The sequence below is a fragment of the Erythrobacteraceae bacterium WH01K genome (genome assembly GCA_027941995.1).
GTDB lineage: Bacteria > Pseudomonadota > Alphaproteobacteria > Sphingomonadales > Sphingomonadaceae > CAJXSN01.
The window spans coordinates 66,142-92,431 of the sequence record CP115967.1 but is presented as its reverse complement, the minus strand read 5'-3'; the positions used below and the strand labels follow the sequence as shown (position 1 = coordinate 92,431).

21 protein-coding genes are annotated in these 26,290 nt (G+C 60.7%); 12 read left to right on the top strand and 9 right to left on the bottom strand.

Translation table 11 applies throughout. The annotated features are described in order from the left end of the window. Position 1 precedes the first annotated feature (1 nt). The 3 genes from PF049_14015 to PF049_14005 are packed head-to-tail and all read left to right on the top strand — an operon-like array spanning position 2 to position 3,659. On the top strand, positions 2-1,765 hold the full coding sequence (locus tag PF049_14015; protein ID WBY17993.1) for a Mu transposase C-terminal domain-containing protein: 1,764 nt from the start codon (positions 2-4) through the stop codon (positions 1,763-1,765). After that, complete coding sequence (locus tag PF049_14010; protein WBY17992.1) at positions 1,762-2,685, top strand: TniB family NTP-binding protein; 924 nt, start codon at positions 1,762-1,764, stop codon at positions 2,683-2,685. Before PF049_14015 ends, PF049_14010 begins: the two co-directional genes overlap by 4 nt. Further along, positions 2,670-3,659, top strand: coding sequence for a TniQ family protein (locus PF049_14005; GenBank protein WBY17991.1), 990 nt, complete (start codon positions 2,670-2,672; stop codon positions 3,657-3,659). The genes PF049_14010 and PF049_14005 overlap by 16 nt, the downstream gene beginning before the upstream one ends. Here PF049_14005 and PF049_14000 read toward each other — a convergent pair. Then, positions 3,656-5,278 carry a hypothetical protein gene (locus tag PF049_14000; protein ID WBY17990.1) on the bottom strand — a complete coding sequence of 541 codons (1,623 nt, stop codon included), beginning with the start codon at positions 5,276-5,278 and terminating at the stop codon, positions 3,656-3,658. The two genes, PF049_14005 and PF049_14000, sit on opposite strands and share 4 nt — an antisense overlap. A 649-nt stretch (positions 5,279-5,927) precedes the next feature. Between PF049_14000 and PF049_13995 the strand changes: the two genes are divergently transcribed. From PF049_13995 to PF049_13985, 3 genes are all read left to right on the top strand, one after another. Beyond that, positions 5,928-7,187, top strand: a complete 1,260-nt coding sequence (locus tag PF049_13995) for a serine hydrolase (protein WBY18150.1) — start codon at positions 5,928-5,930, stop codon at positions 7,185-7,187. A gap of 412 nt (positions 7,188-7,599) precedes the next feature. Then, positions 7,600-8,133 carry a glyoxalase superfamily protein gene (locus tag PF049_13990; GenBank protein WBY18149.1) on the top strand — a complete coding sequence of 178 codons (534 nt, stop codon included), beginning with the start codon at positions 7,600-7,602 and terminating at the stop codon, positions 8,131-8,133. A gap of 344 nt (positions 8,134-8,477) precedes the next feature. Next, positions 8,478-8,891: a GFA family protein gene (locus PF049_13985; protein ID WBY18148.1), complete on the top strand. Its 414-nt coding sequence runs from the start codon at positions 8,478-8,480 to the stop codon at positions 8,889-8,891. A gap of 291 nt (positions 8,892-9,182) precedes the next feature. Here the strand turns inward: PF049_13985 and PF049_13980 are convergent, their stop codons facing one another. The 5 genes from PF049_13980 to PF049_13960 form a co-directional block, all read right to left on the bottom strand. Next, positions 9,183-9,392: a DUF4287 domain-containing protein gene (locus PF049_13980; protein WBY18147.1), complete on the bottom strand. Its 210-nt coding sequence runs from the start codon at positions 9,390-9,392 to the stop codon at positions 9,183-9,185. Next, on the bottom strand, positions 9,385-9,843 hold the full coding sequence (locus PF049_13975; GenBank protein WBY18146.1) for a DoxX family protein: 459 nt from the start codon (positions 9,841-9,843) through the stop codon (positions 9,385-9,387). Before PF049_13975 ends, PF049_13980 begins: the two co-directional genes overlap by 8 nt. 5 nt (positions 9,844-9,848) lie before the next feature. Beyond that, complete coding sequence (locus PF049_13970; GenBank protein ID WBY18145.1) at positions 9,849-10,301, bottom strand: SRPBCC domain-containing protein; 453 nt, start codon at positions 10,299-10,301, stop codon at positions 9,849-9,851. Further along, positions 10,298-10,909 (bottom strand): TetR/AcrR family transcriptional regulator, encoded by a 612-nt coding sequence (locus PF049_13965; protein WBY18144.1) that lies wholly within the window; start codon positions 10,907-10,909, stop codon positions 10,298-10,300. Before PF049_13965 ends, PF049_13970 begins: the two co-directional genes overlap by 4 nt. A 125-nt stretch (positions 10,910-11,034) precedes the next feature. After that, the gene (locus tag PF049_13960; GenBank protein ID WBY18143.1) at positions 11,035-11,751 is read right to left on the bottom strand and encodes a YafY family protein; all 717 of its coding nucleotides are present in this window, start codon (positions 11,749-11,751) and stop codon (positions 11,035-11,037) included. A 119-nt stretch (positions 11,752-11,870) separates the two neighbouring features. Between PF049_13960 and PF049_13955 the strand changes: the two genes are divergently transcribed. Beyond that, positions 11,871-12,278, top strand: coding sequence for a VOC family protein (locus PF049_13955; GenBank protein ID WBY18153.1), 408 nt, complete (start codon positions 11,871-11,873; stop codon positions 12,276-12,278). Positions 12,279-12,893: 615 nt separating this feature from the next. Here the strand turns inward: PF049_13955 and PF049_13950 are convergent. Then, a complete protein-coding gene (locus tag PF049_13950) occupies positions 12,894-14,096 on the bottom strand; it encodes a tyrosine-type recombinase/integrase (protein ID WBY18142.1) in 1,203 nt (400 codons plus the stop codon). A 167-nt stretch (positions 14,097-14,263) separates the two neighbouring features. On the opposite strand from PF049_13950, the gene PF049_13945 reads away from it, so the two are divergent. From PF049_13945 to PF049_13925, 5 genes are all read left to right on the top strand, one after another. Beyond that, positions 14,264-15,166, top strand: coding sequence for a hypothetical protein (locus PF049_13945; GenBank protein ID WBY18141.1), 903 nt, complete (start codon positions 14,264-14,266; stop codon positions 15,164-15,166). 132 nt (positions 15,167-15,298) lie between these two features. Continuing rightward, the gene (locus PF049_13940) at positions 15,299-15,583 is read left to right on the top strand and encodes a hypothetical protein (GenBank protein ID WBY18140.1); all 285 of its coding nucleotides are present in this window, start codon (positions 15,299-15,301) and stop codon (positions 15,581-15,583) included. Positions 15,584-15,790: 207 nt separating this feature from the next. Continuing rightward, positions 15,791-16,675, top strand: coding sequence for a 3'-5' exonuclease (locus PF049_13935; GenBank protein ID WBY18139.1), 885 nt, complete (start codon positions 15,791-15,793; stop codon positions 16,673-16,675). Between the two features lie 30 nt (positions 16,676-16,705). Further along, positions 16,706-18,841 carry an AAA family ATPase gene (locus tag PF049_13930; protein ID WBY18138.1) on the top strand — a complete coding sequence of 712 codons (2,136 nt, stop codon included), beginning with the start codon at positions 16,706-16,708 and terminating at the stop codon, positions 18,839-18,841. Further along, entirely contained in the window at positions 18,841-20,631 is a 1,791-nt protein-coding gene (locus PF049_13925; protein ID WBY18137.1) for an ATP-dependent helicase, read from the top strand. Before PF049_13930 ends, PF049_13925 begins: the two co-directional genes overlap by 1 nt. A gap of 92 nt (positions 20,632-20,723) precedes the next feature. On the opposite strand, the gene PF049_13920 is transcribed toward PF049_13925, so the two are convergent. Then, positions 20,724-24,665 (bottom strand): hypothetical protein, encoded by a 3,942-nt coding sequence (locus PF049_13920; protein ID WBY18136.1) that lies wholly within the window; start codon positions 24,663-24,665, stop codon positions 20,724-20,726. A 95-nt stretch (positions 24,666-24,760) separates the two neighbouring features. Beyond that, on the bottom strand, positions 24,761-26,233 hold the full coding sequence (locus PF049_13915) for a DUF2235 domain-containing protein (protein WBY18135.1): 1,473 nt from the start codon (positions 26,231-26,233) through the stop codon (positions 24,761-24,763). Between the last annotated feature and the right edge of the window lie 57 nt (positions 26,234-26,290).

The following is a 26,290-nucleotide window of genomic DNA, read 5'->3' as shown; positions in this document are numbered from 1 at the left end:
AATGTCTAATCGTAAGAAGACCACCCCCGCCTTGGCGAAGGACGTCCTCCAGGTCACGACTGTCGGTCCTGATCACCAGATCACTGTCGAAACGATCAGTGACGCCGACTGGCAGCGCACTAGCTTCGAGGCCGACGTCATCGACGCGTTTCGTCGCGGTGCTCGCACCCGCGAGAACGCGAAGAAAGCCGCTCGCATGCTCGAATGGTCGACCTCCAAGTTCTATCGCAAGCTCAAGGCCTACGAGGACGCTGGGCACGCCATGGCGCTCTTCAAGGTCCCGACCAAGCGCGCCTGGCATTCCAAGCTCGATCCGGCGGTCGAGGAAATCGTCGAGGGCGAGCTCAAGAAGTTCCTGAAACAGCGCCGCTACAGGGGCCAGCAGGTCACGGTCTACATCGACAACGTGCAGAAGGCCTGCGCGAAGGCGGGTATCGAGCCGCCGTCCGATCGGACCATCAGGCGCCGCTGGGAATCGCTCGACGTGCGCGTCCGCTACGCGCACAAGAACGGCGCGCAGGCGGCCGCGGACAAGTACGACCGCGACAAGGGTTCGACCCCGCTCTGCACCTATCCGCTCGAGCGGGTGCAGATCGACCACACCTACAGTGACGTGCACCTCATCTCAGAGGAGCTGTGGATCTCGCTCGGTCGCCCAACCTTCACCATGGTGGTCGACGAGTTCTCGCGCCTGCCCCTGGGTATCCACGTGACGTTCGGTTATCCGAGCGTCGAGGAACTGGCCGAGGCCATGGCGATCGCCTGCCTGCCCAAGGATGGCTGGCTCGCCGCCAAAGGCATCGAGGGGATCGACTGGCCGTGGTTCGGCGTACCCTCGGCAATCTTCGTCGACCGCGGCGTCGACTTCACGTCAAAGTCCTTCCACCGGGGGTGCGGCAAGTGGCGGATCGACCTCTCGCACCGCTCGCAGCCGCATCACGGCGGGATCGTCGAGCGGATGATCGGCACCGCGATGACGCAGACCCGCAAGCTGCCGGGCAACACCATCTTCAGCTCCACAAGGCGGGAGAAAGATCGCATTGATCCCACCGAGACCGCGAGCCTGACGCTCGATGAATACCTCGAGGCGATGGTGCGGTACTTCGTGGGCGAATACCCGTACCGCATCCATCCGACGCTGGGGATGACGCCGGCGGAGAAGTGGAACCTGGGGGTCGCGCAATATGGCGATCCCCGGCGCGTCGACGATCCGCAGGCCTTCTATCTCGACTTTCTGAAGACCGAAAAGCGCAAGCTCGAGAAGTACGGGTTCCGCGTCAGCTACCTCAGCTACACCGCGCGCGAGCTCCAGCCCCTTCTAAACGCCGCCAAGGGGACGATGCTCAACGTCAAACGCGACCCCGCCGACGTCAGCCGCGCGTTTGTCGAGGACCCTCGCAACGGTCGCTACATCGAGCTTCGCGACGCGCTCACCGAGGACCAAGCGATCACCGTCGCCGAGTGGGAACGGGCGCGGGCCGACTTCAAGGCCAAGCTCAGGAAACGCGGCCGGGTGACGGCGACGGGCATTCTCGGCATCATCGAGAAGGAGCGCGCCGAAGCCGCCCGCCACGCCAAGGTCGTGAACCCGAGGTCCAAGCTCGACCGGGCGAAGCAGCGCAAGATCGCACAGAACGCGGTGAAGCGCGAGCGTGGCCGAAACCGGTTGCCGGCGCCCGAGCAGTCGCCTCTTCCGCCGGTCCCGGTCGTCAGGATCGACCCCGCCAGCATCACCATCCTTCCCTCCAGTGGAGCCGTCCAATGACCTGCAACAACACCACATCCCTCGACGACCTGCGCCTCGCGGACGATGCCACCCGGCTCGCCTACCTCGCCGAGCCGCAGACCATCCACCATCCGCGCATGATGGAAATCGAGGATCGCCTTCGGGCGATCCTCGAGGCTCCCGAGCCGCACGAGCACAGCATCGCAGTGTTCGGGCGCAGCTACAACGGCAAGAGCACCATCTCGAAGCATTTCGCGTCGCTGCATCCGGTACAGACCGGCATAACGGGCGATGCGGACCGCGCCGATGTGGTGCGGGTCTCAATGCCGGGCGAAGCGTCGGTTCGCGAGTTTGCGATCCGCATCCTGCGCTACGTCGCGGAGCCCTTCAATCTGCGATGGTCGACCTCGCATCTCACCTCCATGGCCTACGCAGTTCTGAGGACGATGCGAACGAGGCTGCTCATCATCGACGAGTTCCAGGATCTCGCCAACGGGACCCATCGCAACCGCGAGGCGCTCAAGAACATGGTGAAGTCGATCGGCGAGGATTGCGGGTGCGGTGTCGCCCTGTTCGGGACGCCGCCGGGCGTCGATATCCTGAACGACGATCCGCAACTCCAGCGTCGCTTCGAGCAGATCGCGCTGCCGCCGTGGAACCGTGGCGACGAGGCGAACGTGTTGATCCATAACATCGAGGTGCGTCTGCCGCTGCGCAAGACGTCGCATGTCGTGGCTGATCCCAAGCTCGTCGAGACCATCCTCGAGAAGGGAGATCACGTCATCGGCCATATCCGGCGGGTGATGCTTCTCGCGGCGCGTATGGCCATCCAAAGCGGCCGCGAGGTGATCGACGCGAAGACCCTCGAGGACATGGCGTGGGTACCGCTTTCCGAGCGCGCCTGCGACGTCATCGATCGGCTCGAAGTGAAGACGTCCAGGGAATGCGAACCGGCGTGAGCCGCTGGCATATCCGTCCAAGCCCATTGCCACGGGAATCGGTCAGCTCCTGGCTGATCCGCATTGCCGCGGCAAAGGGTACCAAGCACCACTCGCTGATGAAGGAACTCGCGCCCGGCCTCGAGTTCTGGACCAGGGATGGCGATCTCGTCGCATCGCCGGAGCTCGTCCGAGCTCTGGCGGTGAAGACGGGAACACCGCTCGAGCGTTGCCGGCGCACGACGCTCGGCGCCTACGAAGGCGTTCTCGCCGAATCCATCTCCGGCGCCAACCAGTCGTTCATGGTGGTGCCACTCGGCGTGCGCCACCGGTTCCGCAAGGCGCACGGGCAGGCCTTCTGTCCACATTGCCTCGCCGACGACACCCCCTATTTGCCGCTGACCTGGCGGCTGCGGCTCTTTCCAGCATGCACGAAGCACGCCGCCGTGCTGATGGACGCCTGCCCGGACTGCGATGCCCCATACCAGCCACACCGCTCGGGCTTCCGCCATTGCGACGGGTGCGGCCTCGACCTTTCCGCCCTTTCCGCGTCCATCGCCGCTCCGAGCGTGCTCGTCCTGCAGGCGCATAACGAAGCGGTGTTAGACGGACGCGCGGTGGCTTGGCCCCATCTGCACGGGATCCATCCGATCGCCTTCTTCGCTATCCAGCTGGCGCTCTTCCGAGCGATCGCTGCCAAACGCTGGGGCAAGCGCGTCCGCGAAGCGCTGCATCCTTCGATCGGGGAGATCGACCTCGACTACAGGACTGCGAACCCCAGTATCCGGTCCATGACCGTCAGCGCTGCGCACGGCGTGATGCGCGGGGTCAGCCGGCTGCTGCGGGGATGGCCGTTCGGCCTCGTCGGTCCGTGCGGCGAGGCGCGCGCCTGGGCAAGCTGGATCGTGCCGGAGGAGCCGGGCGTCCAGACACCCTTCGCGCTGCGCCACGTTCTCGACACCTATCTTCGCCCCGGTTCCTCGAACGCGCGCTAGAAGTTCCGCTCGGTCGACAGGAGCAATTCGGCCCGTGCCGGGATGACCTGCGCCAGCGTCCTCGCGTCCCAGACGGTCTTCTTGTGGACGACGGTGTCGATCCGCGTGTCGAGGAAGTCGGCGCGCGGGAAGGTGCCCGATGGATCGTCGCCGCGCCGCCGACCGACGCGATCGCAGACGCTGCGCAGCGCCCGGCCAAGAAAGCTCAGCCCGTCGTCGCGGTCGAACTGCGCGACGAGCCCCATGGCGAACGCCTCGCTGGCATCGTTCCTGAGGATCTCGATGGCCCACACTATGCCGTGGTCGAAGGCGAGCGGGACGGCGGCCGCAAAGCGGGTGAGACCTTTCGCGTCGGGCGCGGCGAACCCACCCCATGACGGTGGGAGCCGATAGAGCACTTCTTCGCCGCGTCCGAGATCGTATTCCGGCAGGCTCGTCGCCGAGCGATGCTCGGTCATATAGTAGCCCGCGAGGAAGAACTCGCGCATCAAGAGCGGCACGTCGTCGAGCTTCGCGATCCGCGCTTCGAGGCCCGGCGCATCGCTCGTAGCGAGGAACCGGGTCGGCAGGCTCGGGCGTTCAAAGACGACGGTCTCGACCGGCCCGCTCTCCGCCCGGGGGACCTTGCCGCCGGGTTCGGGTAGCCCCGACGACACGATCGGCGTTACGAATTCGGGACGATCCTTTTGAGGATCGAACCTTGACGGTCGGCTATCGCCTTCCGCGGCGGGGACGGTTTGCCGATCGAAGCGCATGGCAAGCTTAGCGAACTCGGGGAACAGCCGCCCGAAATCGCCGTCCAGGCGGCCAAGGCGAACGGTGCGCTTGTCCGCCGGGTAGCGTTTGACCTTGGTGCTCGACGCTACCCTGAGCTTCTCTCGCTCCGCCTCGGTGCGGAGCTCCTCGATCAGCTCGATCTGCTCGTCCGCCCGCGTATTGCGGATGCGGACGACGATATCCCTGAAATTCGGCTTGCGGTGGTCGGCGATGATCCGGTCGCAATAGTCGACCGCTCTTTCGTTTCCTGGCGGGCCGATCGCGAGCGGCTCGGTTTCGATCGTGCAGTCCATGGCGTCCCGGAACGTCAGCGCCCCTTCCGACCCGGCGGGTTCCCCGCGCATCGCCGCACCGACCCGCCGGAAGAAGAAACGGATGTAATCCGCTAGGTCGGGATTGGTGAGCAGGAGCGCGATCTGCAGCGTCGCGGTCGCGTTCTGAAACGGACGCAACGGCGTGATGACGTAGGTACCGTTCTCGTCGATTCCGGTCTCCGCCTCGTCGACGAACATGCCCGCGAGGCTCTTCTGCGAGACGATGGAGCGCAGCGAAAGCGTATCGAGCAGAAAGCTGACCCCCGAGCAGATGAACCGGAACTGCTCGCCGTGGGCCAAACCGAGGGGGTGTAGGGCCTCGATCTGGTCGATGAACACCTTCTCGGTTTGGCGGATCGACAGGTCGAAGGGTTTGGCGTGCTTCTGCGGACTGACGAGGGTCGGGCGCTCGAAGTCCCAAATCTCGACTTCGTCGCCCAGAAGGATCGTTCTGCGGGTTCGTCGGCGACCGCGATTGCGCAGCATCATCGCTTTACCCGAGCCGAACAACGTGCCGATCGGGAACATCGCGAAATCCGACAGCGGTACGTGAAGCGACGATCCGACGGCGCCTGCGGTCGTAATGCTTCGGAGCAAGCATTTGGCCTCGAGAAGATGTTCGAAAGCCGGCGACGTGCGGAAGTTCTGATACCCGGCGAGGTAGTGGATGCCCGGTTCGCGCTGCAGCTGAATGAAGCTCATGCAACTAGGATATCACGCAGCCCCAAGATCGGTAGGTCGTAGGCGCATCGCGTATGCATACGATCAAGATTCGAAAATGACGACTGGTAAGCAGAGGGGGGATGTAGGTTTGGCAGTCAAGCCTTAATCAGTCTTAATCACCTGGCTCTTCGAAAAATTCGAGGAACCTAGCTGCGTTCGGACTTAACGCGAACTTCCCCAGGCTGAGCGTCTTACGGGTAACAGATCGATGCAGAAACTGGGCCGGTTGCAGACTGTCGGCTTTCAGCGCGGTGATGTAGTATAGCCGCCATTCGGTTCACGACCCCACTCTAGACAATTAAGCCCCACGCCGCTTGGCCTAAAACCCGTCACCTCATAAGATGGTAGTCGCGCAAAGAGCTGCATTTTTCCCGATGAGCAGAAACGGGCGCAGTGGAGGCAAATGACGGCAAAGCTTTCGCGTCCCAGATTTGTGACGGCCGTTTTGGCCTCGATGTTCATCTGGACCATCCTCGTTACCTTCGCGCCCCTGACGGGGCTTGGGGGAATGAAAGTCGACGGGACTGGCAGCGTTGCATTTGCGAAAGCGGCGCGCGAAGTGGCAAGAGATCATCGCGGCAACCTTGCGCTCGTGCTGATCGAAAACGGCAAGGTCGCTCAGTCGCACACGATGTCGATCGGCAAGCCAGTTTCCGGCGACACCGTGTTCCAGATGGCTTCGGTCAGCAAATGGGTCACGGCCTGGGGCGTCATGGCACTCGTCGAAGCCGGCAAAGTCGATCTGGATGCTCCCGTTTCGCGCTATGTCGAACGCTGGACGCTGCCTCGCGGCGATTATCCGAACGAGCACGTCACCGTGCGACGCTTGTTGAGCCATACCGCCGGTCTGACCGACGATCTGGGGTATTGCGGTTTCTCACCCGGCACGAAGCTCCAACCGATCGAAGATTCCCTGAGCCGCGCGGTCGACACCTGCCCGCTCAGAACCGGCGCCGTGCGCGTAGGCGATCAACCCGGCTCGTGGCGCTACTCAGGAGGTGGCTACACCCTGCTTCAGCTGATGATCGAAGAGGTATCTGGGGAGCCCTTTGCAAACTATATGGATCGTACGGTCTTGGACCCGCTTGGCATGGAGAACTCGACCTTTCGAACGGGCGCGGCGGGCGCTGCGGACGTCGCCGAGTTCTTCGGGACCGATGGAGGAGTTGCGCCGCACTACCGTTACACAGCAGCAGCCGCGGCATCGCTCTATTCGTCGGCAAACGACATGGCACGATTTGCCCAGGCACATATGGAGGGTCCCGACGGGGGAGTGCCTGGCCGGGGAGTAATCTCTCCGGGCTTGATCGCATCCATGCGCGCACCAGAAGCGGAGTTATTTGGCTCTGCCCACTGGGGCCTCGGCGTTCAGCTATTTGCGAAGAGCACGCGCGGAGACGTCATCTATGGCCACAGCGGGGGGAATGTACCTGCGGTCAGCAACACCGTCCGTATAGAGGCGGCGACCGGCGATGCGATTGTCGCCTTGTCTACGGGCGGCAGAGGTATCGCCTCGAAACTCGGAAGCGAATGGACCGCCCAGCGACGGGCTGCAATCACCCCTGCGATGATCTACGGCACGGCCTTGCGGCTAACGAGTCCGGCGGAAGCGCTGTTGCCTTTGCTCTGGATCGCCGGCGGATGGGGCATCATTCTGGCGGGGGGCTTCTGGTTCCGCCGTCGAGACCGTTCGCGCCATCCTCGCGCTTCATAGCGATACCGAGCCAAAGGCCGCTTTACCGTTTTCTTGACCGAAAGAAGACTGTCGCCAAACCACCCACCAGTTGCCATAAGCGGGGTCGATGCGCGATCCCGAAAGCTGCACAGCGGCTTTGCCACCCTGCTGGAAAATTCTTGCCGTTCAGGTATCGACCCCAAAGTGGCCCTCCCCGTTATCCCTACGCAAGCTTGGACCTAGGAGGCTTTTACTAGGCTTTTGCCTCCTGCATCGCCCATGCTTGACAGAAAAGCTTGTCCTTGGCAGATTTTATGGCGGCAGATGTCGCCCGCCGCTCGCGCCTTCAAGGGCTTGGTGAAGACATCGGTAACTGGTTATCGTGATAGCCCAACAGGCGACACGTCCGCAATGCGAGCCCCGGAAATCTGTCGTGACCGAAGGGACTATCATGCTCACCATCGACGAAGCTAAAGCCATGGCAAAGCGTTTGCGCTCTGCCTTAGGTGAACGAGAGACCATTGTTTCTCACGCAAACAGTCTTGAACTTGTAGCTGCCACTATCGGGCATCGAGACTGGAACACCGCCGCTGCCGCACTTGAACGGACATCAGCCAATACAATTGGCTTTGAACAAGCTATTCCAGTCATCAGAATCTTTGACGTCTCGAAAGCGCGAGAGTTCTATTGCGATTTTCTCGGCTTCACAGTCATCATGGAGCATCGGTTCGAGCCGGATCTCCCGCTCTATATGGCTGTCGAGCGAGCCGGACTGGAATTACATCTTTCCGAGCATCACGGTGACGGCACCCCAGGTTCGACTAGCTATGTCGCAATGAGAGACATCGCGAAGTTTCACGCCGAGCTGATTTCAAGAAAGTATGGCTATGGTCGTCCGAACCTCGAGCGCCAGCCTTGGGGAGATCAGATGGAGGTGAGCGATCCATTCGGCAATCGCATCCGCTTCTGCCAAGAGTCCGACTAGTTGGCAGGGCGGTCGCAGTTCCTGCCGGAATTTTCCGGTCACTTCGCATCACGCTGGCAAAAGCTGATCGGCCCCCGATTGCTGCAAACGGATCATCGCAGTAGCGGGCGCCGCATCTGCGTGCGCTGAAATTGCCATTCCGTTTTCCACCCATAAGCGGGCGCTCGATACCCTGACAGACGAACCCGCGAGCGGACAGGCGGCTATCTCGAAAATCTGCCCAAGTTCGGACCAGCCGGTGACGACCCCTCTTCGGACAAAACGAGCAGCTCGTCGAAACCTCGTTTTCAGCCATTTATTCATAATCTAAGCGAGGCGGTCGCGCGCGTCGCTGGAGTGCTAATTTGAAAAAGACGTATCACGGGAGCTGCCATTGCAAGGCAGTAACCTTCGAGGCTGACATCGACCTCGCAAACGGAACCGGGAAGTGCAACTGCACCTTTTGCTGGAAACAGCGGATGTGGAAGACAGCGCCAATTAAGCCGGAAGAGTTTCGGCTCTTGCAAGGTCACGATGCTCTGGCCGACTACGGCAGTTCAGGGGACGGGGGCGAACAGCATCACCGCTTTTGCAAACATTGCGGCATTGCCCTTTACAACGACGGCGACATGCTAATGCTCGGAGGGAAATTCGTGATGGTGCATGTTGCCGCGCTTGATGATCTGAGCGCGCGAGATCTGTTAGATTCGCCCATTCGCTGCGCCGATGGCCTGCATGATTGTTGGCAAGACGAACCTGAGGAAACTCGTCACCTTTAATGCGCTTGTTTTTCGCGTGGCAAACCCGAAACCCGCCATTCCGAAATCCACCCATTCCCGGTCATGAGCGAGGGCCCGGCGCGATCCCGAAAGCGGCAGGACCGCTTTGCCGCAGTTCTGAAAACTTCCCGCCCTTCAGGTTCCCACCCCGTAGCGGCCATATTTATAGGCCGTACGGCTGATTCCCGGCATCGCCAGAAAATGCAATTTCAACTGACGGGCTAAGGCAATGTCAGTTGTTAACTGGATGCGTCGCCCTGTGATGGCACCCCATTCTTCGCCAATCGTGTTCTAATCGTGCAGGGACAAAGTATGGGCGACGATCGCATTAGCGTGACCGTGCCCCATACCGTGTTCACCCTTGAGCATGGCGACCAACTCCGAATGTTTGGTCGATGGATGGCTCCGAACGACCTCAAGCCATTCACTGATGGGCCGTCCGTAAGTCTTCTCAATTGATGGAAAATAGGACGCCGGGCCTTTGATGCTCTTTTCAGTCATTGAATACGTCCTCTGCTAGTAAAGATTGATCGGCTGTTTGGCTCGTTGCCAGAAGAGCAGCGACACGGCGATCACGCAGCATGAGCCCTAGCCAGACAATCGCGCCGAGATAGACGCTGACAAATGTATGGGTCACGAGCGGACTATCGACCCGCAGGTGGGTAGCGACAGCGCCGCCCAGATAGCCTGTCAGCAGGACCGCGCCGATCGGTGATGTCCGCGGCCAAGCGTAGAGCAGCGTGCAGAGCGCAAGGATCGCGCCAAGGATACGGTGGAAGCCGGGGTCAGCCGGCAGCCCGAGAGGCGGGCTGTTGGCGATCATTACCTCCGGAGCAATCAGCTTGGCGCCGGCATCCATGCCGAGCATCAGGATGGCGAGACCGCTGAGGCTCCAGCCTATACGGAGGGACCATCGCGATGGTACCGGCGTGCTTCGAATAAGATGTGCCATGCTGCTCATCCTCTCTCTGCCAGCGTCTTGATCTGGTCGGCAGCGGCGCCCCATCCAGCCTCGAAGCCCATGTCACGGTGCTGCTCAAAAGCATCGCGGGTCCAGTGCCGCGCGATCCCGCGGTACGATGTGCCGCTGCCTTCCGGCTCGATTTCAAAGATGCCGATCATGAAGGGGCCGGTGGGCTGCCAGTCAGCGGTAAAAGCATCGGTGAACACAAAGCGCCGATTCGGCTCGAACGCCAGCACCACACCATCATTGGGCATCTCCTCACCGGCGGGCCCGTGCATCACGACGAGGCTCCGACCGCCAGGCCGCCATTCAAGCTGGCGCGCTTCGGCGCGCCAGGGTGCGGTGCAGAACCAGTCTTCGAACTGCTCGGTCATGGCCTGCCACACACGTTCGACAGGCGCATCGATGTGACGTTCGATGACTAGCTCCAATTTATCTTCAGTCATGTTTCCTCTCCATTAAACATGAGTAAAATGTAGCGTTTGAGGTGGTGGACGCTGTCGCGCGCGACCGCAGGGTCGCCGGCAGCTTTGGCGAGAACGAAACTGCCCTGCAGCACGGCTTGGATATGAAGCGCGAGGCTGGCCGGATCGACATCTTCGAGTCCGTGTTCAGCCAGCGCGGCCGCAATATCATTCTCAAGGGTCAGACTATGCGCGCGAATGGCCGCATCGGAAGCCCGCGCGATCCTGGGGTGGGTCTGGTGGACTTCCTGGGCGAGCGTACCGGCCAAACATGTAAAGGCATCGGTGTCGCCTGTGATCATAGCTGCGCGAAGGTCGAGGTAAGCAAGCAGGCGCTTCAGCGGGGTTTCTTCGCCTTGATAGTCCGCTTCTTCGAATGCAGGCGCCGTCAGGGTAACCCAGTGTCCGGCTGCCGCAATCCCCAGCTCTTCCTTGGAAGCAAAGTGGTGGAAAAACGCTCCTTTGGTCACCCCGGCTGCCGCGCACAGCTGATCGACAGACGTGCCGGCGAAGCCCTGCCTCCGGATGAGCATGACGGCGGCATCGAGCAGCCTTTCCTTTGCCGACTGGGGTAAGTGCGTCTTGTCCATGCGACCCCATACCAACCAGTCGGTATGGAGTCAACCAGCGATTCATCTCGGTATCTTCTAGGGGAGTGTGGTCGGCCTCAATTTTGCCATGCATGGTCGACGCACCAAGCATCATCCGCGACAGGTCAGACAGCTGTCTCGTTGGGCTTTGTCCCTTGACGACCTTCAAAATGCGTGAGGAAATCCTGCATGAGCTTACCGCACCCTCCATCGAATCGCTGATCGAGTGTGCGGCATGTGGTGATCCGATCAGAGCGGAACGCGCGAAAGTCGCGGCGCTCTTCACACCAGGCACATACAAGGGTCACATGGCTGTAAAGGTACAGGCCCAGCGGCCAGATAACCCGGCATGTCTGGTGATCAGACCGGTCGGTGTAGGTAATCGCAAGCTTGCAACTTTGCCGGACCGCTTGCCTGATCTGGGCAACATGATCCCCGAAGGTCACTCCTTCCTCCAGAGCATGAGGGACAATCAGGCCCGCCTGCCTGATGCGTGCCTCGGCGTCGCCCGGAAGCACCGCCTTGATCTTGGCGAGGACGTTTTCTGCTGCTTTGGCGAGACCTGGATCGGCGCGGCCGATCACCAGTTGCGCGCCGAGCACTACAGCTTCGATCTCTTCCGCCGTGAACATTAAAGGCGGCAGATCATAGCCGGGGCGCAGCACATATCCGATACCTGCTTCCCCATCGACCGGAACGCGCGCGGCCTGCAACGCGACGATGTCGCGGTAAACGGTCCGCGGTGCGACCTCCAATTCCTCGGCCAGCATGCGAGCGGTGGTCGGCATAGCGCGCCGCCGAAGAATCTGGATGATCTGGATCAGTCTGTCTGCGCGTCTCATCACAATGCCTCTAGCGTCATAATGCTGACACCGCGCTGTCAGCAGCGGTGTCGTAGTGCCGGTGGGCAAACGAGCACTTCGCCGCAAGGAACCGTGATATGAACCCCTACCAAGAAACCATCATCGACCATCTCAACATCGGAGTCTCCGATGCCGAGAGATCGCGCCATTTTTACGAGAAGGCGCTTGCTCCACTCGGACTGCGACTGCTTCTTTCAATCCCGCCTGAGCACGCCGAGGAGGAAGGCGAACAGCAGAAAACCGGCGCGACGATGCACGGCTTCGGACGAGAGCACAAACCACTGTTCTGGGTCGTCGGCGGAGCCAGAGTGGGGGAAGCTACCCACTTCGCGTTCATTGCCCAGACCCGCGAGCAAGTTGACGCATTCTACGAAGCAGCGCTGGCCGCGGGCGGCACCGACAATGGCGCACCCGGCATTCGCCGTTATCATGACGATTATTACGGAGCCTTTGTTTACGACCCGGACGGAATAAACATCGAAGCAGTATGCCACTCAGGAAGGTAAGCCCCGCCTGCAAGGTCGGGTACTTATACTCAGACCGGGCCGCCGAAAGCAGACGCCCCCGTGCAAAGCCGCCCTTCCGCTCCCCACCCAAACCCGGTCATTCCGGTGCCGCCACCCGCATCCCGAAACCGGCCATTGCCGACAACGGTTTCGACCGGACGCTTACGAAGTGGCAGGTGGTGAATGAATATAAACGGCGAGCGAAGATTCGCAGATTCACGGCCATCAGGTCATGTCGATGACCTACCACGCCTTAAGCATTTCCCCTGTGAAATCGACAAGGGCCTCTGGACGCTCTCTGCTTCCGGACAGTCACAAGTGTCTGGCATTGCTTCCGCTTGCGACGATCATTTCACCGTCCGCTTTCGGGAATATGGCCGGAGTGGTCGGATGACTGATATTGGGGCGTATTGTGTTGAAAAAGTCGAAGCTGACGACCCAGCGGCCAGTTTTTGGCAATAATGATTCAGGTCAGTCTCGCCGCTTGAATCATTGCTGCGTCGAACGGCCCATCAAGATTCGATTATTGCTGACCAAAACGCGCGGCAGACTTTTTCAACACAATAGGGCGCAAAGCTGCCGGTGTCAGCTGCGAAACACCGCTCGCCGAACGACCTAATCTAGCTTCGATAGTAGCCGACCTGCTGCGCCAGCTTCGGCAGCAAGATTGCGGTTGTATGCTAGCGGCATCTTTGGCGACTTCCACCGCAGCGCATCCATGATCCCGGCGAGCGTTTCGCCGATCGCGAACAGATCTTGGTTCAACCCGACCCGCGTCGAATGGGCACTGAATCCTGCGACCAATTTCCTCGCCTGTTCTTTGTCGAGATCGCCGAACGCGCCGGCATCGATAGCTGCAGTAATCATGCCGCGGACGAGCGGGGTCACCGAGCCAGGATGTAACGCCTTTTCGCCAACATGGTATTCGGTGCGCGCAGCGACCACCGCCTTCGCCGCGAACCTGCGTGGATCCCAGATCGCCCGGCCCGACAGCGTGTTTGGATCGATCCGCCTGCGCGCGGGCCGGGCGGCGTAACGCCGCACGATGACCCGTCGGAACACCGGACCCTCGCTGACGTCCGCAGCGCGCAGCCAGGCATCAAGCGCCCCCACGCTGCGCGGCGAGAGATAGGCGGTCGAGCCTTCGCCGTCCTGGTCGCCCTTGTGTCGACCGATCCGGAGCAGCCTTGCATCGGGGTCGAGCGCTTCGACAATGTCCTCGAGCGCGATGGTGACCAGTTCGCTCGCGCGCAGGCCCGTGTCGTAGGCAACCGAAAGCAGCGCGCGGTTGCGGAGGCCCGTGGGCGTGCCGTCACAGGCGGCTAGTATTGCGCGGATATGGATGCCGCGCGGAGTGTCCTGCACCGGATTCTTGACCGCGCCGCGGAACCGCAGCGGTCGCGCCTGCTTCTGCTGCGAGCCCACCTTGCGGCGGTGCGCAGCGATCGCAAGCCGGCAGATCTCGTGCTTGGTCGGATCGTCGAGACCGAGTAGCCGGTGCGCCTTGGCGATCGACGCCTTATACCGAACCAGCGAGGCGGGCGCGGCGCCCTCGCTTGCGCGATGCTTCAGCCAGTCCGCGACCATACCGGGCGTCGCGGGGAACGCGCGGGTATCGCTGCGCCGGCACCACAGGTCGAATGCTTCGACGTCCTGTCGCAGCGCGCGGATCGAGTTCGGCGCGGCCGCCTCGACATAGGCGGCGAGAAGCTCGCGATCGACGGCGACGTTCGGTGTGCGCAATGCGATCGCGAGGTCGGTTTGCAGCTCGGTGAGGGCGCTACCGGGCGACGCTGAAGGGGGTGCGATGTCGGGCACGTCGGCACAAAACTAGTCAGAACGGGCGATCTTGCAACATGTGATAAGTTCCCCTTATCACATGTGCGCTCGCGAACCGTACGAGTGGGCGAAAGCTAACCCACTTTTTGCTTTCCTGCGGAATCCATATGCGACTAGAATCGTTGGATATTCGACCACGCATATATATGGAACGCCTAGACCCTCTCCTCGCCCTCGGACGGCTCGACGGGCGCCTGACCCACAGTCCGGCGCGCACGGCCTGGAGCATCCGTGCGCGTTTCGAAGGCGCGGCGATCACCGCGTGCAACGCGGGAGTGCCGACCGATGCAAACGCAATCGAGGCGTGGGTCGCTGGGTCGGGTTCACCGCCGCGCGCGAGCGAGGGGCTGAATGATCCGCTTGGAGTGGCGGCAATCGTCCATTTCTTCTTCGCCAGCCTTGCGCCCGCGTCCGCCGGGCGCGATCGCCAGGTTCGTCGGTTGCTGCAAGGCTTGTTCGACGCTGAAGCCGAGGCGTCGACCTGGTCGGGTGCCGACCTCGTCCATTACGGCCCGCTGTGGCGCGGTCTCCGCAAGATTACGGATGAGCCTGGGCTCGAGCCATCGCTGACGTCAATCTCGGGTAGGCTTGCCCAGATGGCGCGGTTGGTTCGCCGCGCCGCGGATCATTCCGAGCTGGTTGCGACTCTCCCCGACGGGCGCACCATCTCCTTCGGCCACGACCATCTCCGTGCCTGGCTGGTGATGATAATGGTACCGACACTGCTACAGCGCTCGGGACTCAGCGCGAACCTGCTTCCCTCGCTCGTCCCCCGGCACAAATTTCTGTGCTCGTCGTTCGCGGAATGGCGTGACCTGCTTGCCGAGTGCCTGTTCAGTCAGGCGCCGCTTGCTGCTCGCTCGCTCGATCGCATGGAGCGAGAAATGTCGCGGTTGCATGAGCGATATCGGCGGACCGCGCGCAGCCGCTTGGTCGATGCGGCCGAGCTGCGGGTCGCTCTGCCGTCGCTGACACGCAACAAGCTCGCGATCGCGGTGAACGCCACGCCGGCCGGTGCCGGTTACCTGATGCGCCAGCTTGAGCGCTAACGGAGCGGGGCTTTCCTTCCGCTCCCGATCGGCTATCACTCTCGGCACGAGCCTTTTGCCTGCCCGACTGCATCGCCCACGCGGCTCCGCGGTCGGCGGGATTGTTGTACGCAATCGAAAGGTTCTAACTCCATGAAACCACATGCATGTTTCCGCATCTCGGTCGACGAGCTGGCGCAGGATCTTGGCAATTATGTCGAACTGGCGAAGACGCGGACGTTCGAAATCTACGACAAGGGCAAGGTCGAGGTGATGTTGGTTCGCATCTCCGCCATTCCCGACTGGAACAACCAACTGCAGAAAAGCATCCGGACCGACATGATGACGGCGGAAGAATGGGAAACATTCGCGAAGCCACCTGAAGATCTGAGCCATCTCCCCGACGACTACGACGATTGGACGGGCGACGCGGAGTAGATCGACGGTCGGCCATCACGTATTGAGTGGTGGCCGACCACGAATGCCAAGTGGCGACCTTTCCCCCGGTTTGGCAGCTTAATCGAACAGCAGTCCCCAGACCCGTCGCCGCGCAGGGCATCGCAGGTATATCGTAGACAATTTGAATTAACGCCATAGTCGCCTTCGTTAGATCGGCTATGCCGATTATAGGCGACAGGGACCACAATGAACGATCTTGACGCGATGGCCGAGGCATTACAGGCAAGTGGGCAGTACCGCGTACTACGACGCTTGCAACCCAGGCTTCGAATCAATGATTCAGGCGGTGCCCCGACCCGTCTCGGTCTATTCGTGGATGTTGAGACGACGGGGCTCGATCCGACCAAGCACGAGATCATTGAGCTCGGCATGATACCGTTCAGCTATCTCCCCGACGGTTTGATTTGCGATATTGGTCCACCATTCGAACAGTTTCAGGAGCCGTCGGCGCCGATTCCGCCCGAAATAACCCGTTTGACCGGGATTACCGACGCGATGGTTGCCGGGCATCGTATCGATCTCGACGCTGTCCGCGCACTGGTCGATCGCGCTTCTCTTGTGATCGCGCACAATGCCGGCTTTGATCGGCGGTTTCTCGAACGTCTCAGCGATGCATTTGTGTTCAAACCCTGGGCCTGTTCGATGTCGCAGATCGACTGGATCGGCGAAGGTCATGAAGGCGTGAAACTGGCCTATCTCGCCGCCGGCGCCGGGTTTTTCTACGATCGTCACCGCGCCGTTCATGACTGTCGCGCAGCCATCGAATTGCTCGCTATGCCGCTTCCCGCAAGCCGCGTGCCGGCAATGCAGAAGCTTCTGGAAAAGGCCCGACGCCCAAGCTGGCGAATCTGGGCGGAGAACTCCCCTTTCGATTTGAAGGACGTGCTCAAGGCACGCGGCTATCGCTGGAACGGTGACGACAATCCCAACCCCCGCGCTTGGTACATCGATGTCGACGATGGTCTGCAGGGCGATGAAATCGCCTTTCTTCGCAAAGAAATCTATCTGCGCGACGTCGAGTTGCTGGTGCGTGAGATCACCCCCTTCAACCGCTTTTCCGATCGCACCTGATCACGCTACAAACTCAAATCCGGGGGAACCATGCACATATCGAAACTCCAGATGGTCAATTACCGAAACTTTGCCGCTGCGACGGTGAAGTTTGAAAAGGGCGTCAACACGATCATCGGCGAGAACGGGTCCGGCAAGACAAACCTGTTTCGGGCGATCCGGCTGCTTCTCGATGAGAACCTGCTCCGCATGGCCTACCGTCTCGATGAACGCGACTTCCATCGCGGTATCGCCGAGTGGCGCGGTCACTGGATCATCATCAGCCTCGAATTCACCGATGTGTCGCAGGATGAAACGATCCAGTCGCTGTTCCTCCACGCTACCGGCAACATCGCCGCCGCGACCGTTGATCGGGCGACCTATAATCTGATCTTCCGTCCGAAAGCTGCAGTTCGCCAGAAGCTAGGCGAGCTGGCTGTCGGCGATCATGCTGGCTTGGCGGCGCTGCGCGCCGAGGTCAGTCTGTCGGACTACGAAACGATCTTCACCGGCAAAAGCAGCGCTGATTTCTGCGATCCCGATGTCTATCGTTCGCTTGTCGGCGATTTCGATACAGTCACTTTCCCGGAGGAACTCACCCCGCCCGAAATTGGCGGGGTCGTCCCCGGCATGTTTTCGATTGCGCGCGAAGTCGGCTTCACCTTCGTCCAGGCGCTCCGCGACGTCGTTGCGGAGTTCCAGAACAATCGCACCAATCCGCTGCTCACTCTGCTCAAGGGCAAGAGCGGCGAGATCGACCCCGCTGCCTTTGCTCCGATCAGCGACCTGGTGTCTAACCTGAATGATGCGATCGAGGGTCTTGACGACGTAGGCGCGATCCGCGCCGATATCCGCGAAACAATCACTGATGCAGCAGGCGAAACCTACTCCCCGAAATCCCTCTCTATCCGGTCCGACCTGTCCGATGAAGCCGATCGCCTCTTCCAGTCGCTGAAGCTCTTCGTCGGCGAATCGGAAGCCGGATATGAGGGCGCGATCCATGAGCTCAGCCTAGGCGGAGCAAACCTCATTTACCTGACCCTCAAGCTCCTCGAATTTAAATATCAGAAGGTCAAACAGACTTTTGCCAATTTCCTCGTGGTCGAGGAGCCCGAGGCGCACATCCATACTCATATCCAGAAAACGCTGTTCGACCGCCTGAACTATGACGACACGCAGATTATCTACTCGACGCATTCGACTCACATCTCAGAAGTCAGCAATGTCGAGAACATCAACATCCTCGGACGAAACGGTGGTGTTTGCGAAGTCTTTCAACCCGCTGCCGGTCTCGATCCCGGCCAGATCGGTAATATCCAGCGATACCTCGACGCGGTGCGCAGCAATCTGCTCTTTGCCAAAAGTGTGCTGCTGGTCGAGGGAGACGCCGAGGAGATTCTCGTTCCGATCCTGATAAGGCAGGTGTTCGGTCTGAGTCTGGACGAACTTGGCACCAGCCTGATCAATATTCGCAGCACAGGCTTCGAGAATGTGGCCGTCCTTTTCCACGATATGCGAATTCGCAAAAATTGCGCGATCATCACGGACCTCGACCAGGCCTTTATCGACCTGACGCCCGATCCGCTCGACAGCGATGCCGAGATCAAGGCGAAGAGCCGTGCGCTCGGATCGCAGACCTCCGGAGCGGCCCGTTCGGCTCGGCTCAACGCTTTCTGCCACGACAATGCCTGGCTGAGCGCGCATTTCGCGCAGCATACCTTCGAAGTGGACTTCATTCTTGCCGGCAACAATGCAGCAGTGGCCTCCATCCTGAACGACGTCTATGTTGACGCAGGAACCATCGCTCAGGCCAAGGCCGACCTCGAATCCGGTGACATCGCCCGTTATGGAACGCGTGTGCTCACGATGGCGAAGCAAGTCGGCAAGGGCTGGTTCGCGATCATTCTCGGCAAGGCAATCACCCCCGATGTGCATCTGCCCAATTATCTCCTGTCCGCCCTATTTAGCGCACATCGGCCGATCTCCGTCGAAACCATGGCGAGCATTCTCGAGTACCGACTCAAGGTTCAAGTTGCGTCGGGGCTGGTACTGCAATCTCAGGTCGATGTGATGCGCGATACAATCGCGCGCTTTCGCGATCGAGAGATCGACTTTGCCGCGGTGCGCGCCGAGATGCTGGCCGCATTCCCCGGCGATCGGATTAATTCCATCATCGCGATGCTCTGATGTTCGTTTGGAACGCGAATGCCCTGAACGCAGATCAGGTCAATGCGATTGAGCAACCCGGCAGCGTGTTCCTGACCGCGTGCCCTGGCAGCGGGAAGACGCATACGCTGACCTACAAGATCGCCCGTGAACTATCGTTGCTCACGTCCGACAAGCAGCGTGTCGTTGCGATCACTTACACTCACCGCGCGGCCGATGAAATCCAGGAGCGGATCGAACAGCTCGGCGTCGACACCGGTCAGCTCTGGATCGGCACTATCCATTCCTTCTGCCTCGAGTGGATCTTGCGACCTTACGCTGTATACCACCCCGAGCTCAAACACGGCTTCCGAGTGATCAATGCGCACGATACCGAACGTGCACATGAGCTACTGTGCACTCAGCATGGCGGCGGTCTTCGCACCTTTGACTGTGGCCACTATTTTACCTCGACTGGCTATGTCATCTCCTGCCCGCACTGGAAGCAGGCCAGTGTCGATGCGCTTCTCCAGCAATATTGGGCCGACCTGCGTTCCAGTCGTCAGGTCGATTTCGAGATGATACTCTCCTACGCCTACGAGCTGGTCCGGGACGTCCCATCCATCAGCGTGCTTCTGGGCTCGATTTTCGCGATCGTGCTGGTCGATGAGTATCAGGACACCAAGGAAATCCATTACGCGATACTTGGCGCCATCCTGAAAGCGTCGATGGGCAAGGCCAGAGCGTTCGTTGTCGGAGATCCCAATCAGGCGATCTACGGGTCGCTTGGCGGCTATGCGATCACCCCTGCCGAGTTTTCCGCACTTAGCGGTGTAAGCTTTACCGAGATGGACCTTTCGGTGAACTACCGCTCATCGGATCGCATCGTCAGCTATTTCGAGAACTTCAACCAGCTGACTTCCAAGATCAGCGCGGGAGGCAAATACAAGAACTTTGCGAGCGCAATTTCCTACGACCATTCGACGCACCGCGACATGCTGGTGGCTGAGGTCGTGCGGCTGATCCGCCACAACATCGACACGCTGGGAATTCCGCCCAGCGAAGTCTGCATCGTCGGACCGCAATGGTTGCCGCTTGCCGCCATGACACGCCAGCTTGTGGCGGCTTTGCCCGATTACAGCTTCTCCGGCCCCGGGATGGTCCCCTTCGCGCGGGACATCGACAATTTTTGGTACAAGCTTGCTCGGATCATCCTGACCGAGGCTTCGCCGCAGCTTTACATCCGGCGCAGCCGATGGGCCGGTGAAGTGATCGCCGCGCTCGATCTGGCGGGCATTAATACCACCGCGATTACCCGCAAAAGTCTGTTGCGCGTCTCGAACGGTATCTCCTCGACCGAAACCGATGGTCTTGCATATTTGCTCGAATGCTTCGACGCCCTTTTCTCGGCGCTCGGCATCGATCGCACTAGTTCCCCAATGCTGGTCGAGCATTACGAGGCCTTCGTCGAAGGATCGCAGCGGCGTATCGACCGGCTTGTTGCAGATGGTGCGACCGCGATTGCCGACGTTTCCATGTTCCGCAAGGTTTTCGATGAGAAGACCGGGATCACTGTTTCGACGATCCATGGTGTGAAAGGCGCCGAATTCGAAGCCGTGATCGCCTTCGGCCTCCTTGAGGGAATGGTCCCGCATTTCAACGAGGACGACAAGGTCGCGGCCGCGAACAGGCTCCTGTATGTTATATGCTCAAGGGCGAAAAAGAACCTGCATCTGATATCGGAAGCAGGGCGGCGCCGGGGCCAGCACAATGTCTATCACCCTACCGATATCCTGCTCGCCTGTAATTTCGGCTATGACCAGGTCCCCTGACACGGCGTCCGCGCGGAAGGGAAGGTGTGAATCATTCTTGTTAAACCAAGCGGCAAGCAAATTTTGGCTTTCCCGGTTTGCGGCCGGAGCAATCAAGACGATCTCCTGGTTCTAGCTTTGGCGATCCGCTTCTTCTTACGCGTGGTTAGTCTCGGGTCTTCGCGAACTTCGTCGATGCCGATGAAATGGCCCCGCAACCACTCGATGAGATAGTCGTGCGCCCAGCGCGCGTTCGATAGCCGTGCTCGCAAAGCTCGCAGCTGCAGTTCGAGAACAAACAGAAGTGGATGCCAGTCCGATCGGCCGGCGATAAGACGACCAATTAACAAGCCCAAAGCTCGCCCTCTTTGCCATTCAGGAAGTTTAGCGGACGCAACAGCGAGCGCGAAGCCTTTCACCGCCTCGATATGCGAGACCGGCTCGGCTTTTGCGCCGCCGATGTAGCGGCTCGCGGCTCCGAAATACTCGAAGGCAAACTCATCTTCGAGCAGGAGAATGCCGAGCAGTGCGTCTCCGCTGAGCGACACGTGCCCGTGGCGCGAGACAGCGAGCCGGGCGGTCGCGCGGTAGTAGCTTCCGTTTGCGAGCGCGCCTTGTTCGGCCATCGTCATCAAGGTGGCCTGCAGCCACGAAGTGCGTGCGATGCCGAGCTGATGTGCCAGCTGTTTGGTGTTCAATTCTTCGGAAAGCAGCAGGCAATCGCGTTCGCGCGCGGCCAGGATCGGATCAAGAAGCAACGAGTTTTCGGCCAGCGCGGATTTCCACCCGCCTTCGATCGACTGGGAATCGTCGACAGGGACAATTTCGCAGCAGCGCTGGATGTCCTCGAGCGCCGCATCAATCCGCGCTTTCTGCGCACCAGCCTCCTCTGCCGTAAGCTCGCTACGAAAGTGCTTGCCCTCGTGATAGCCGAGGAACCCGGTATCCTGCCGCGACGCGAATTCCGAACTCGACCGTAATTCCAGCAGTTCATCGAACGAGGATTGCGCGACATAAAGTGTTCCGAACCAATCGCGTAGATCGTCCAGCACCCCGAGCTGGCTCGCGCGCCAGACCGCGATCGTGTCCAGAGCCGCAGCTTGCCCCTTGCCCTCGACGACCGCTTGCTGCGCGTTGTTTCGTTCGCCGTGATCGCCGAGGCAGGTCCTAAGATCCTCGCCGATGATGACGAGATGGTCTGCCATCTCGATGACGTTCTTGCGGCACATCGGAGCGACGGCAGCAAGCGGTATCGCGTTTTCGAGATAGACATCGATAATCGAGCGCCCGCGTTCCGACATCTCTTTCGCCATGTCGAGGATGGGCTGGACATCCCCTTCCCTGGTTTTCAGCGAGAACATCGCGGTCTCTTCCGGAAACCGGGCCCCGTGCGTGTGCATGATATCGTGGAGCAGCCAGATGTATCTGTGCTTCGCCTCTTTCACTTCATAAGTGAGGTCGGGCCCCATGTTCTGCGGGAGGGTCACGCTGTCGCCGACGACCTTTCCTGCAAGCGCCGCCGCGAGAGCATGGGTTCCCGGAAAAGTCTGGACCTCCGGGATTGGCTCGTCGCTGAGAATGCCCTCGACAGGCTCCTCGCCATCGACGCCTTCGAGCCTGAACCAGAAGTTTGGGCCAAGGCCCTTGGCCATCGCAATCGACGAGGGAAGTTCCTCGTCGGTAAAAATCAAACCGGGATACGACGAGACGATCTCGCGGTCCCCGCGATTTTGCGATGCGGCATCGAATGCCAGTTCGAGTGCGCGTCCAGCCTCCCCGAAATGGCGCAGGAGCATCGCCAGTCGCAGGCGATCATGGGGGTTTCCGACAAGCTTCGTTTCGTCGAGCGGCAGGATGTGATCTTGCGCATCTCTGGACTTGTTCGCCCGCTGAAGCGCGCTTTGTAGCAGCAAGTGCGCGCGTAGATCGTTGGGGTCGTCCGCTATTGCCATGCGGAGATACCGCTCGGCCGCTTTCACATCGCCGCGGTTGTGCTCGGCCGCTCCCGCAAGGCGGGCGTATTTCGACGTTGCGAGCAATTCGGGAGACAGTTCGCGGAAGAAGGTGCTCGCCCTGGTTCGCTCGTCGCTGTTCGCATGCGAAAGGGCCAACCAGGACAGCTGTACGGTGTCGCGATCAAGCGCGACGAAGCCACTGAGCGTTCCGATGACATCGTCCCATCGCTCTTCGAGGTAGAACAGATGCGCGAGCATCGATCGATGGCCAAAGTTCGTGGCATCGGTGACCAGCCCCATCGCTCTGTCGATCACGTGACCCAAGCGGTCCGAACCGCGGTGGCTGAGGGCATCGGCTACCGTGACATGCACCGGCAGCGAGGCCGGCCAGCGTGCCAGCAAAATATCTGCGTCTTCGCGGCAATCGAGCGACGTGTCGGCCGCGTAGGTCGCGCGGAAAACCATCGCGTCGTATTGCTCCTGGACGGCTTCCGACAAAGCGCTGCGCCGTTCGTCGGATTTGTAGTCCAGGATGCTCACCCAGTTGGATTGCGCCGACCAGATATGCAACAGCAGGGCGGTCTTCGCCGGCCCGTCATCGAGCTTGCGAGCATGGCCCAGTGCGTTCTCATGGTGCCCTTGGTCCATCGATGCGTAGGCCGCGTTCATCAGCGCGTTCTCGTCGGTGGGAGCGATCGCGAGCAATTGCGTGGCGATCGTGTCGGCTTTCTCGGGATGGCCAAGAGCGCGATAGGCGGTGATTAGATTGCAGGCGACGCAATTGTAGGTGTTTTGATCGGCGTTTTCGTATTGCCGCACCTCGTCCCAGTAGTTTTGCAGGAGGTCGCGCGCAGATGCGAGCGCCTCCTGCCTAATGGAGTCGATCTTTGCCGATCGTTCGAACCGGCCATCGCCGATCGCGATCTCGAGGTAGGCATCGCCGGCAAGCCGGCCCGCGGGAAGGCTGTCAGGATTGTCGTGCCAGTTCTTGATCGCCAGTTGCCGCCATTCGTCGTCACGGCCGCGTGAGCGCAAGAAGGCGCAGCGATAGATACGGACCAGCTCGCTGTTGCAGAGCTCTTCGGGGATATCTGCACTCGGATCGTCCAGGTCCGTGAGAAACGTCGCCGCCTGGAGCAGGAAGGCGGCGGCGTGTTCGTCGGAGGAATCTTCTCGCAGCCGCGCGCGCGCCCACTGCGTCGACTCCTCGAAGCGTCCGAGAAGCTGAAGGCCAAGAGCGCGATTGGTAGCGACTTTCGGATCGTCGGGATTGAGCTCGTAGGCTTCGAGAAGCAGTTCGCCGGCTCGCTCGTCATCGCCGAGCCGCTGGTAGGCGAGGCCGATATTGGCGCGAGTGCGCGCACGTATCGCTGCAGAACTGTTTGCGGTCAATTTTGCTTCGAGGTTCTCGAGCAGGCCGAGCGCGGTGTGCGGTTTGCCGCCGTTGAGGATGTCGCGATACCCATCGATCTGGAGATCGAGGTGAACATCCAGTTCACCGCTGCGGCCAGCATCGATGGCCGTCACCGTTCTCAGGATGCGCTCCTGCATCTCGAACCCGCGATCGACGGCTGCTTTCGTATGGCCATGGCGCTCGAGAGATTCCTCTCCCAGGGCCACAATCCGATCGGTCGATGCGCTGTGACCGGGATCGAACGCATCGAGCGCCGCCTTATGCGCGCGAATTTTCGGTTGGAGCGTGTCCCATCCCCAGACCTGGACGTCGATTCGGCGGCCGAGCGCCGCCTGCTCCTGCGACAGCGTGTTTGCAATGCGATCGTATTCGAGATCGTCGTTCGCGGTGGTGGCGACGATGAATTCGGTCAGCGCCGGAGTGATCTGCAGGGCTTTGGCGAAGTCGGCGCGGACGATCTCCTCGGTGAGCTTTCCGCCACGCGTGATGAGCTTGCACTGGATACCGACCAGCTGCGTGGGATCGCGGTCGCGCCTGCCGGTCAGATCGATCCCCGATTGGGCTTTGCCCCGCGTGCCGACGAGCTTGACGTTCGGGTCATTCAGGACGCCGCAGAACAGCGGCACACAGTTTTCCTCGAAGGCCTTGTCGTCCGATGGCATCTTGATGATTGTCGAGGAGGGCATCGTGGGTAACGGAGCTTTCGAAACTGGGAGGCTAATTCTATAGGGTTGGCCGGGTTCTCGGTTGCATGTCGGTCTGTGGCGAACGGCGTGACCAGTTACGGATCGGTCTGGTTGCCCTCGGCGCCCGGCCTATCGGGGCTGATCGGTTGCGCCGGAGGCTCGGTCGTCGACCCGGCTGCCAAGAGTTTCTCGTGCTTCTGGAGCGCGCTCGGCCGGTAAGGCTCGTGCCGGTCGTAGTTCCTGACTGACGTTGCGCGAGCGCGCTCGAAAACGCTCGGATGCAATTCCGCTTGCGGATTGATGGATCTGGCTTCCTGCGGCCATGTCTTTCGCCATTTCCTGGGTAGCAGGGCCTGCCAGGGGGCGTCGAGCAGCGCTCGGCGCTCATCATGCTGGATTCCGAGCGCATCGGGCCACAGGTTGAGGCGGGCCCGGTTCAGTTCTATCGGATGCTTGGTTTCGTCGAGCTGTTCCACCATCCACTGCAAGGCAATATCGGAAAGCCGCGACTCGTCTTCTGGATGGCTACCCCCAACGTCCGAGTGGTTGCCGGCAAACCAGACCTGGCGAAGCCAGGGCGGATCGAGGTGATCCATGCGCTGAACGTCGGAGGAATAGCCCCAGCCTGCGATGGGGAAATGCTTGCGGTCTTCATCGATCGAGCATGCATGGCGCGCAAAGCGCACGTTCGTGTCGAGGAACCTGTCTGCGTTCTTCATGTTCCACTTGGCGCTGTGCGATCGCTTTTGGCCAGGTTTTGGCCAGTCGGTAATGGTCTTCCATTGCCGCTTCGCCATGCCGAGCCCCTTGTAGAGCAACCAGAGAGCGGGGATCGCCAGAAGAGCTGCAGCCCATGCAGACTTGATCCAGAACCCCGCGATCAGGGCGGCGCCGAGGGAAAGAAAGAAGCTGGCGAAAATGAAGGTCCGTGCGCGCGCCGTCCCGAGTGAGGCCACCGTATCGAAAACGCCGATAAAGTACGGCGCGACATTGCCCTGCTCCTCGCCATCCAGTCCTTCGCCGCAGCAATTGTATTTCGCTCGAAATCGGCGCGCCTTCTCCTCGCGCTCTTCTTCGTAGTCGCCGCGTGGTTTGCCGGCACCGTGCTCATAGACTTCGAACACGGCTTCCTCGGCGATGTCGCGCAGCGCTTTCCCGCCGCGCGGGATAGGGCCACCTTCGCGCGTTTGCGGGACCCCGCACAGGTTCAGCACATTCGCCACGCACCGCGCGGTGTAGGCGCCGCGACTGAACCCGAAGAGATAGATACGATCGCCCGGCTCGTAGTGCTTGAGGATCGCCTCGTAGCAGTCGGCAATATTGTCGCTGATACCGGTACCGAAGGCCAAACCGAATATACGCGAAAGGCGCTGACCCCATCCGCCCCCATCTTCTCCTGTGCCAAGGCCCGAATCGTAGAATGCGACCTGGTCGGCAGGGTCGATGCAATTGTCGATGGAAGGGCGCGCCGCGGCGTAGAGCTTGTAGATGTTCGACAGGCGCTGGTCGGGTTTCAGCCCACCGTATTGACCGGTGCCATCGGAAAATATCAAAATGTTCTTCGACACGGTGGTCTGCCTCGTTTGCACGTCCGACTGCACTTGCAATCGGACCTCATATGATAT

Excerpts from the sequence above, each read along its gene's own strand:
- PF049_14015 (WBY17993.1), top strand. The coding sequence starts at position 2 with ATGTCTAATCGTAAGAAGACCACCCCCGCCTTGGCGAAGGACGTCCTC.
- PF049_14010 (WBY17992.1), top strand. The coding sequence starts at position 1,762 with ATGACCTGCAACAACACCACATCCCTCGACGACCTGCGCCTCGCGGAC.
- PF049_14005 (WBY17991.1), top strand. The coding sequence starts at position 2,670 with ATGCGAACCGGCGTGAGCCGCTGGCATATCCGTCCAAGCCCATTGCCA.
- PF049_14000 (WBY17990.1), bottom strand. The coding sequence starts at position 5,278 with ATGTTCCCGATCGGCACGTTGTTCGGCTCGGGTAAAGCGATGATGCTG.
- PF049_13995 (WBY18150.1), top strand. The coding sequence starts at position 5,928 with ATGTTCATCTGGACCATCCTCGTTACCTTCGCGCCCCTGACGGGGCTT.
- PF049_13990 (WBY18149.1), top strand. The coding sequence starts at position 7,600 with ATGCTCACCATCGACGAAGCTAAAGCCATGGCAAAGCGTTTGCGCTCT.
- PF049_13980 (WBY18147.1), bottom strand. The coding sequence starts at position 9,392 with ATGACTGAAAAGAGCATCAAAGGCCCGGCGTCCTATTTTCCATCAATT.
- PF049_13975 (WBY18146.1), bottom strand. The coding sequence starts at position 9,843 with ATGGCACATCTTATTCGAAGCACGCCGGTACCATCGCGATGGTCCCTC.
- PF049_13970 (WBY18145.1), bottom strand. The coding sequence starts at position 10,301 with ATGACTGAAGATAAATTGGAGCTAGTCATCGAACGTCACATCGATGCG.
- PF049_13965 (WBY18144.1), bottom strand. The coding sequence starts at position 10,909 with ATGGACAAGACGCACTTACCCCAGTCGGCAAAGGAAAGGCTGCTCGAT.
- PF049_13960 (WBY18143.1), bottom strand. The coding sequence starts at position 11,751 with ATGAGACGCGCAGACAGACTGATCCAGATCATCCAGATTCTTCGGCGG.
- PF049_13945 (WBY18141.1), top strand. The coding sequence starts at position 14,264 with ATGGAACGCCTAGACCCTCTCCTCGCCCTCGGACGGCTCGACGGGCGC.
- PF049_13940 (WBY18140.1), top strand. The coding sequence starts at position 15,299 with ATGAAACCACATGCATGTTTCCGCATCTCGGTCGACGAGCTGGCGCAG.
- PF049_13935 (WBY18139.1), top strand. The coding sequence starts at position 15,791 with ATGAACGATCTTGACGCGATGGCCGAGGCATTACAGGCAAGTGGGCAG.
- PF049_13930 (WBY18138.1), top strand. The coding sequence starts at position 16,706 with ATGCACATATCGAAACTCCAGATGGTCAATTACCGAAACTTTGCCGCT.
- PF049_13925 (WBY18137.1), top strand. The coding sequence starts at position 18,841 with ATGTTCGTTTGGAACGCGAATGCCCTGAACGCAGATCAGGTCAATGCG.
- PF049_13920 (WBY18136.1), bottom strand. The coding sequence starts at position 24,665 with ATGCCCTCCTCGACAATCATCAAGATGCCATCGGACGACAAGGCCTTC.